Annotated in this window: 9 protein-coding genes and 1 pseudogene; 6 read left to right on the top strand and 4 right to left on the bottom strand. The window is 53.8% G+C overall.

Annotated elements, in window-relative coordinates; translation table 11 throughout:
* The first annotated feature begins 143 nt into the window (after nt 1-143).
* The 6 genes from IKE44_RS10520 to IKE44_RS10495 all read left to right on the top strand — a co-directional run bounded on the left by IKE44_RS10520 (nt 144) and on the right by IKE44_RS10495 (nt 3,866).
* Nucleotides 144-584, top strand: a complete 441-nt coding sequence (locus IKE44_RS10520; protein WP_011231100.1) for a MarR family winged helix-turn-helix transcriptional regulator — start codon at nt 144-146, stop codon at nt 582-584.
* Between the two features lie 2 nt (nt 585-586).
* Entirely contained in the window at nt 587-1,225 is a 639-nt protein-coding gene (locus IKE44_RS10515; protein ID WP_061581026.1) for an HlyD family secretion protein, read from the top strand.
* 10 nt (nt 1,226-1,235) lie between these two features.
* The gene (locus IKE44_RS10510; protein WP_064213438.1) at nt 1,236-2,948 is read left to right on the top strand and encodes a DHA2 family efflux MFS transporter permease subunit; all 1,713 of its coding nucleotides are present in this window, start codon (nt 1,236-1,238) and stop codon (nt 2,946-2,948) included.
* A gap of 131 nt (nt 2,949-3,079) precedes the next feature.
* On the top strand, nt 3,080-3,229 hold the full coding sequence (locus IKE44_RS10505; protein ID WP_011231104.1) for a YflJ family protein: 150 nt from the start codon (nt 3,080-3,082) through the stop codon (nt 3,227-3,229).
* An 89-nt stretch (nt 3,230-3,318) separates the two neighbouring features.
* Nucleotides 3,319-3,513 (top strand): NETI motif-containing protein, encoded by a 195-nt coding sequence (locus IKE44_RS10500; protein WP_033015194.1) that lies wholly within the window; start codon nt 3,319-3,321, stop codon nt 3,511-3,513.
* Between the two features lie 146 nt (nt 3,514-3,659).
* Nucleotides 3,660-3,866, top strand: a complete 207-nt coding sequence (locus IKE44_RS10495) for a DUF6501 family protein (RefSeq protein ID WP_014195730.1) — start codon at nt 3,660-3,662, stop codon at nt 3,864-3,866.
* Between the two features lie 56 nt (nt 3,867-3,922).
* On the opposite strand, the gene IKE44_RS10490 is transcribed toward IKE44_RS10495, so the two are convergent.
* The 4 genes and pseudogenes from IKE44_RS10490 to IKE44_RS10475 form a co-directional block, all read right to left on the bottom strand.
* Nucleotides 3,923-5,215, bottom strand: coding sequence for a sensor histidine kinase (locus tag IKE44_RS10490; RefSeq protein WP_055358640.1), 1,293 nt, complete (start codon nt 5,213-5,215; stop codon nt 3,923-3,925).
* Between the two features lie 148 nt (nt 5,216-5,363).
* A pseudogene (locus IKE44_RS13770) lies at nt 5,364-5,501 on the bottom strand (MFS transporter); the annotation flags it as partial.
* Between the two features lie 121 nt (nt 5,502-5,622).
* On the bottom strand, nt 5,623-6,771 hold the full coding sequence (locus tag IKE44_RS10480; protein WP_049626708.1) for a Ger(x)C family spore germination protein: 1,149 nt from the start codon (nt 6,769-6,771) through the stop codon (nt 5,623-5,625).
* Nucleotides 6,768-7,906 (bottom strand): spore germination protein (locus IKE44_RS10475; RefSeq protein ID WP_287465848.1); only part of this gene is annotated, 1,139 nt, incomplete at its 5' end. The genes IKE44_RS10480 and IKE44_RS10475, both read right to left, overlap by 4 nt.

The raw sequence follows: 7,906 nt of genomic DNA, 5'->3' as shown, positions 1-7,906 counted from the left end.
TGTTGGGTGTCGTTACCTCAATGATGGCCGAAAACAACGGGGGTGGCAAGCTTTTTTTCTTCCAACCGTTGAAACTCAAGGGAAAACCGTGAGTGTGGAGGATAAACTTTTGACAATACCGATGAGGCAAGGAGGGGGGATGAATGGAAGGGATCAGCCGGGACATCATGTATGCTGTCTTCCGGACGCAAAAGGCGCTTTATCGCCTCATCCGCGAGGACGCCGCCCGCGTCGGGGTGACAGAGGTGCAGCTGATCGTCTTATATACGCTGCTGAAAAAAGAGCATATTCGTCTGAATGACTTGGCGGAAAAATTAAACTTAAGCAACAGCAATGTCAGCGGCACGGTTGACCGGCTCGTCGGCGCCGGCCTTGTTGTCCGAGAGCCGTCGAAGCAAGATCGGCGCGCGGTCATTTTGAGTTTGACGGAAAAAGGAAAAGAGACGGTGTCGGAAGCGTTTGGCGAGCAGTCGGTGCTGCGCCGGCGGCTTGGCCGCATTCAAGAACTCGTCTCTCCAGAGGAGATTGAACAGTTTTTGCATCTTCATGAAAAAATTAAAGCGATTTTACTCGGGGAGGAATAGACGTGAACGTGAAACGACTGGTTGCGCTGAACATCATTGTGCTCATTTTGCTTGTCGGCGGCGGCTTTGCCGCCTACTACTATGTGAATGAAGCAACGAACTACATTAAAACGGACAACGCCCGCATCGACGGCCAGGTCATCTCCGTCGCTGCGCCGCTGTCCGGGAAGTTAACATCCTGGCGGGGCGACACGGGAAAAACCTTCTCAGCTGGGGAAGAAATCGGCGAGGTGTTTGACGGCAAAACAACGATTCCGGTGACAGTGCCGCATCGGATGACGATCGTGCAGCAAAACGCGGTCAAAGACTCGTTTGTCGCCGCGGGGACGCCGCTTGCCCGAGGGTTTGATTTGAACGATTTGTGGGTGACGGCGAACATTGAAGAGACCGATATTGAAGACGTGAAAGTCGGGCAAGACGTCGATATTTATGTCGATGCGTATCCGGACCGCAAATTCAGCGGCAAAGTCGAAAAGATTGGCAACGCGACAGCGAATACGTTCAGCCTGCTGCCAAGTTCCAATGCGACCGGCAACTACACGAAAGTGACCCAAGTCATCCCGGTGACGATTTCCATTGACAACTACAGCGGAGCCGGACTTGTGCCGGGCATGAACGTCACCGTCCGCATCCATAAGTAGGTGATGGGACATGACAACATTTGTCATTGGTTATATTGTGTTTGCCGTTTTGGTTTTGGCGGCGGTCAACATCGCGCTGCGCCGCCGCAAACCGGCTTCAGCTGCAGGGAAGGCGGCGGATGAAGCTGCGGAAGCCAACGCTCAACCGTTAGCGGAAACGAAAGCAGAGCCGTCGACAGGAACGGATGGGCGCCCGGCCGCTCCAGCCGGGCAAGGCGGCCTCGGGGATATCGGCAGCCGCGGCAAGGTTGTGGCGACGGTCATGCTGGGCGCGTTTGTCGCCATCTTGAACCAAACGTTGATCAACGTCGCCTTGCCCCATATGATGCAAGATTTCAACGTGGAAACGTCGACGATTCAATGGCTCGTGACCGGCTATATGCTCGTCAACGGGGTGCTTATCCCGATCAGCCCGTTTTTAATCGCCAAGTTTCCAGCGAAACGGTTGTTTTTATCGGGCATGTCGTTTTTCGCCATCGGCGCGTTTGTCTGCTCGATCGCTCCGTCGTTTGCCGTCATGCTCGCAGGGCGGCTGACGCAGGCGGTCGGGGCCGGCATTATTATGCAACTGATGATGGTCATTATGTTGTCGATTTTCCCGCCGGAACGCCGCGGAGTGGCCATGGGGACGGTCGGAATCGCCATGATGTTCGCGCCGGCGATCGGGCCGACGTTATCCGGATGGCTTGTCGAACATTATACATGGCGGCTGTTGTTTTACGTCGTTTTGCCGATCGCGATTGTAGACATTGTGCTCGCCTCCGCCTGGCTGAAACATATGCCGCGTAAAGGCAATCCGGTGCTGGACGTGCAAGGGGCGGTCTACTCCACGATCGGGTTTGGCGGCGTTCTGTATGGCTTCAGCGAAGCCGGCAGCAAAGGATGGGGCGAGACGGAAGTCGTTGTGTCGCTTATCATCGGCGTCTTGTTCTTGATCATGTTCACATGGCGTTCGCTCCGCTCGGAGCATCCGGTGCTCAATTTCCGTGTGTTCCGCTACCCAGTGTTTACGTTGGCGACCGTCATCGGATCGGTCATCAATATGGCGATGTTTGCAGCCATGGTGTTGCTGCCGGTGTATTTGCAAAACTTGCGCGGCTTTACGCCACTTGATGCCGGTTTGCTGTTGCTACCGGGAGCGATTGTCATGGCGATCATGTCGCCGATTTCCGGCTGGGTGTTTGACCGCATCGGCGCGCGGGCGCTGGCGATCGTCGGCTTGATCATCACCGCGGCCACGACGTGGGAATTCAGCAAGCTGACGATGGATACACCGTACAGCCAGTTAATTTGGCTTTATATTTTCCGCATGTTCGGCATGTCGATGCTCGGAATGCCGATTATGACGGAAGGATTGAACGCCTTGCCGCGCCATTTGTACAGCCACGGCACGGCGATGTCCAATACGATCCGCCAAGTGGCCGCTTCGCTCGGAACGGCGTTCTTGGTGACGATCATGTCCAACCGGGCCAAATTCCATGCGGACATGTACCGAAATGAGATGACGGAAAACAATCCGTTTTTCATGAGCCTTGTCGGCCAGCTGAAGCAGGCGATTCCGAGCGATGAAGCGGTGGTGCAGCTGCTGTATGGGCTCGTGCAGCAGAGATCGACTGTCGAAGGGATTAACGACGCCTTTTTCGTCGCCACCTGCTTGACGGTATTGGCGTTAATGATGGCGTTTTTCTTAAAGGGAAAAAAGCATAAATCGCCATCAGCGTAAACAAAGGAAGCGGCGCAGAAGCCGCTTCTTTTTTTGTTTTATGCCATTATGGACAACAATGTTCTTGCTCCCTTTTTGCACACATATACATCATAAAGACAAGCGGATGACAAAAGAGGGGGGGAGCGCCCATGGCGCATTTCGGCTCGAAAGGATGGCTTGTGGCTGAGTTGAAAAAGGCAGGCATCGCCCGTCATCCGGTTGGACGGAAAAAAATTGAAACGTACAAGGCGGCGGAGCTGTACGGGCTGTACCGAAAATATGTGCAGAAAACGTGCTAGGCCGGATGAAACATCCGGCTTCTTTTTTGGGCAACCTAAAGGGGAAAGGAGGGAGGCGCGCCTGATGGTTGACAAACGCGCCGGAAGCGATGAAGAAAAAACGGTTTACGGTAGCGGAAGGGGAAACGATCGCCGCCTGTTTAGCGCGAATGAAACAGGAAGGCTACCGCCCCATCCGCCGCATCGAGCAGCCAATTTTCCGCGAAGTGGAAACGAACGGCGAAACGATGGTTGAGCCGTGCGGGCGCATCATCGAATTTGAGGGGGTGCGCGATGAGCCGTAGCAACAGGTCGTTAGCACGGTTGCCCGCCGCCGCCAACGATTTGAGGCGTCGGCCATAGCGGCAAATGGCGAATGGGACGTTGCAGCCGGTTGTCCGGGTCGCTACAATAAAGAAGGGGAAAAATATAAAGAGAAGGAGATGACGCCATGATTCATCACACATGGGCGACCCGGCCGACGATCAAAAAAGTAAAGTGCGTTCACACGAACGCGGAAAAGTACATGGTCAGCAATGTATTGACGCCGGGCAAAGTATATGAAGTAAAAAACGAAACGGACGAGTTTTATTTTGTCATTGACAACAGCGGAAAAGTCGGCGGGTTTTACAAAGATTATTTTGAGGAAGTCAAGTGATCGCGCCAATCACCAAGAAAAAACGGATGTCCGAAACAGGGCATCCGTTTTTTCGATCAGCCGGCGGCGCTTTGTTCCGCCGTCGGCGGCCGCAACCGGCTTGCCGGCAGCGTGATCGTCAACGTCGTCCCTTTTTGTACGGCGCTTTCGATCGTCCACGTTCCTCCCATTTGTTCGATGATTTTGACGGCGACCATCGCCCCAAGCCCAGTGCCTTTTTCTTTTGTGCTGAAGTATGGCTCGCCGAAGCGGCGCACTTGTTCTTTCGTCATGCCAACGCCGTTGTCGGAAATGGTAATGACGACTGATGCCCCCCGGTTCTCGGCCGCAACATGGAGCGTGCCGCCGTTCGGCATCGCCTCAATGCTGTTTTTCAACAAGTTGAGAAAACACTGTTGGAAATATTGTACGTTTCCGATAACGACACCATGTTCGAGGGAAGAGGATACATGGATCGAATGCATATGCGCCATTGGCGTAATCATTTGCAGCACTTTCTGAAGCTGGGTGGCGACATCAATCGGCTCGGTCTCTTTTGGCGCCGGTTTGGCAAACGTCAAATAGTCGCGGATGATGGCTTCCGCCCGCTCGAGTTCCTCTAAGGCGATGCGAATGTACCGCTCTTCGGTTTCGCGCGGCAGCCGACCCGTTTGCAGCAGCTGGATGAATCCTTTGACGACGGTGAGCGGGTTGCGGATTTCATGGGAAATGCTGGCTGCCATTTGGCTGACGATCTCCATTTTTTCCATCTTCATCAGCTCCGCTCGAGCGAGCTGTGCCTCATGAAGCGTCTCCATCAAATAGACAGCGAACATCATGACGAATGGCGGCATTATAATGAAATACGCGATATACGGCCTCGTTACCGGAAAATCAGCAATCATCACGGCGACAAATGTCGTCAGCACCGCGAGCAAAAACGTCAGCCCAAGCGACATAACGAGCTTGCTCGGCCGCGGTAGCTTGCGAAACAGCGGCGAGGCGGCCGCCGCTATGGCAAACATGATGGTGTAAACGATCAACGTAAGCGGCTGAAATCCGTACAAAACGGTGCGTGCCAGCATCAAGACAACAAACAGCACCGCCCCGACCGCGCCGCCGCCATACAATGTCCCAAGCAAAAACGGAATTTGCCGGAAATCATGGACGCACAGCGGATCCATGTAAATCGGAAATTTCATGCACAAAACGGCCGCCAACGCCAAGCAAGCGCCAAGCAGCGCTTGGCCATAGAGCGGGCGCTGCCGGATCGCTCGACTATGGTCATAAATAAAGGAAAAGGCAAAGATCGTGACTAAAATATAAAATAAGTTGTTCAAGACGTGCTGGTTAATGTATAAACCGGCCATACGAAAAATCTCCTAACTGAATAGACATCATCACCTTTCATTATAGCGGAAAGAGATTGAAAGAAAAATATGCATTGGCTATGTCCGGTCTTTCAGCAGCCAAACCGCCAAGGCGCCAAGGAGCGGCAGCGAGCGTAAACGAAGCCGCCGTCGAGCGCAAAATCGGAAAGAGCGCCGGGATGACCGCCTGCATCGCATCGTTCAAAAAGTGGCCGAGGCTGATGCGAACAAAAATCGGGTAGACGGTCATGCTGACGGCGCTTGTTCGTTCCGTATGAACCCCCATCGTTCTCCCCCGTTCCAACCATAGATCTTAATATGGCTAAATTATACTTGATCCTTGCCACCAGAGAAAGCCCCATTTCCCAGCGTGAGCGCAGGCAAGAGGGCGCTTCATTTTTGTCTTTTCAATCGCCAGCGCGGTAATTCAGCTTTTCTTTTCCAGATGCACTGATGACGAGCTCGACGTTTACGAATAGCGTGTTGTTATGGAGTGGGATGAGGCCGTTGATCTGATGTTTTTTCCAGAGATCCGGACGCTGGCGATACAGCTGCTCCGACAGATTCAATATATCGATCTGCTGCTTCTTGCCAAGTTCATACAAGCGGCGGATCTCCTGCTTCACCGTTTGTTCCGCCAGTTTGGTCAGTTGTTTTCGCGAGAGCGGTTTGCGCAGTTCGGTGATGGCGCCTTGCGCCTGCACTTGGACAGTAAACGCAGGCTCTCCATCCTTCACTTTGACCGACCATTTCGTTTTCGGGTCCCGGACGACAAGAGAGGCGACCGTTTTCCCTTTTTGTTTGACATAAATCGGGGTGCGGCGAATGTCGTGTTCGAGCCAGCGAAGTCCCTCTAGATCGGAACGGCGGACACATTGCTGGAGGCTGTAATGGTGGACAAAACACACGCCGGAAACAGCGAGCATCGGTTTCGGCTTTTTATTTTCGATCCAGCGCCGGCGGTCGAGCGTTAAATACGGAAGCCTTGCCGTATCGGCTTTTTCATCCATATCGACAATCAGCCGGCTGAGCCGGATCGGGCGGATAAACGAACTTTGTTGAAAGATTTCTTCCGGATTGGACAACAGCGAATAATACGAGGAAGCGTTTAACAGCGGCGTCGCTTCAAACAGCTCGGACAGCGGCTCATCGGTGGCGTACACCCATGCTGTATGGCGAATTTCGTTGTAACGGTTCAGCACGTCGATCACATCGGCCACGATGCCTTTTTGCAAGGCCCGTTTGGTAAAGACAATGCTTTTTACATGGCCCCATGACACCCTTTGTTGAATGGAAGGGTAGATTTTGTCGGTCGCGATATTAAACGTTTCGCCAGCGGCTTTGCCGATGGAAACGGCCGCTTTCTCTTTGCCGCCTCCGGCCTCGACTTTGGCGAGGGCGGTGAAACCAACCAGCTGAACGTAGGCGACCACTTGGCCATCTTTATAATCCACCCCAATGGCATGAATATACACAATGTGATCGATGTTGCGCGTGTCCCAACAGCCGCTGAGCAAGATGACGGAAGCGATGACGGGAAAGAGCCGCTTCCTCATTTTCGTTCCCTCTCTTTCGCAATGAGATCATTTGGGTGCACAATGCGGTTGCGCGTGCGGAACTGCTTCCATGTACTCGGGATAAAGACTTTCCCGATATCTTTTGATGGCGGCGCCAGCGGCGTGAGATACGGAACGCCGCAGGTGCGCAAGTTGACCGCATAAGTCAAGATGAAAAACAGCGACAGAATGAAGCCAAACAGGCCAAGAACGGTGGAAGCCGTCAAGACAATAAAGCGCAGCAAGGTGACACTGCCGGCCATATTTTGATTGACGAGCGTGAATGTCGAGATGACGGAAATGGCGGCAATGACGAGTGTGGCCGGGGCGGCGAGCCCGGTGTTGATCGCCGCCTGGCCGATGATTAAGCCGCCGACGACGGACAGCGTCTGCCCGATGGCGATTGGCAGCCGCATCCCGGCTTCCTTAAACACCTCAAACAAAATCATCATCACAAACATCTCCAGCGGCACCGGAAGCGGCACTCCTTGGCGCGACAAAATGAGCGTCGCCAGCAAGGTGAACGGAAGCTGGTCCGGATGGAAGCAGGTCAAGGCGACCCAGGCGCCCGGCAAATAAATGGCGACCGAAGTGCCGACGAGCCGAAGCAGGCGCTGAAACACGACAAACAAGAAAAGCGTGTTGTTGTCTTCCGCCGTGTTCAGCAAAAACGTTAAATTGCCCGGTCCGATCAAGGCGGTCGGCGCCCCGTCCACCAAGATGATAAAACGGCCGTTGAGGAGCGAATTGACGGCAAAATCGGGCCGCCCGGTGTAGCCGAACATCGGGAACAAAGAAAAACGGGTGTCGGAAAACCACTCTTCAATTTGGTTGGTGCTTGTCACCGAGTCGATGTACAAACTGAGCAGACGGCTTCTCACCTCGTCGATGATTTCTGTATTGGCAATATCATCGACATAGAGGAGCCCGACTTTTGTCTGGCTGCGTGTGCCGATGACAAACGGTTCGTAGACGAGCCGGTGTGAGCGCAGCCGCTTGCGAATGAGGGCGACATTTTTGCTGATTTCTTCAATAAATCCATCTTTGGGTCCACGAATCGATACTTCCGTGTTCGGCTCTTCCGGATCGCGGCTGGGCGGGCTGGCGAGCGGCATCGTGTACAAGACATCGGCTT

The sequence above is a fragment of the Geobacillus sp. genome (genome assembly GCF_017515625.1).
Classification (GTDB): domain Bacteria; phylum Bacillota; class Bacilli; order Bacillales; family Anoxybacillaceae; genus Geobacillus; species Geobacillus stearothermophilus.
The sequence above is the reverse complement of the archived record's forward strand: the minus strand, read 5'-3'. Positions and strand labels throughout refer to the sequence as shown.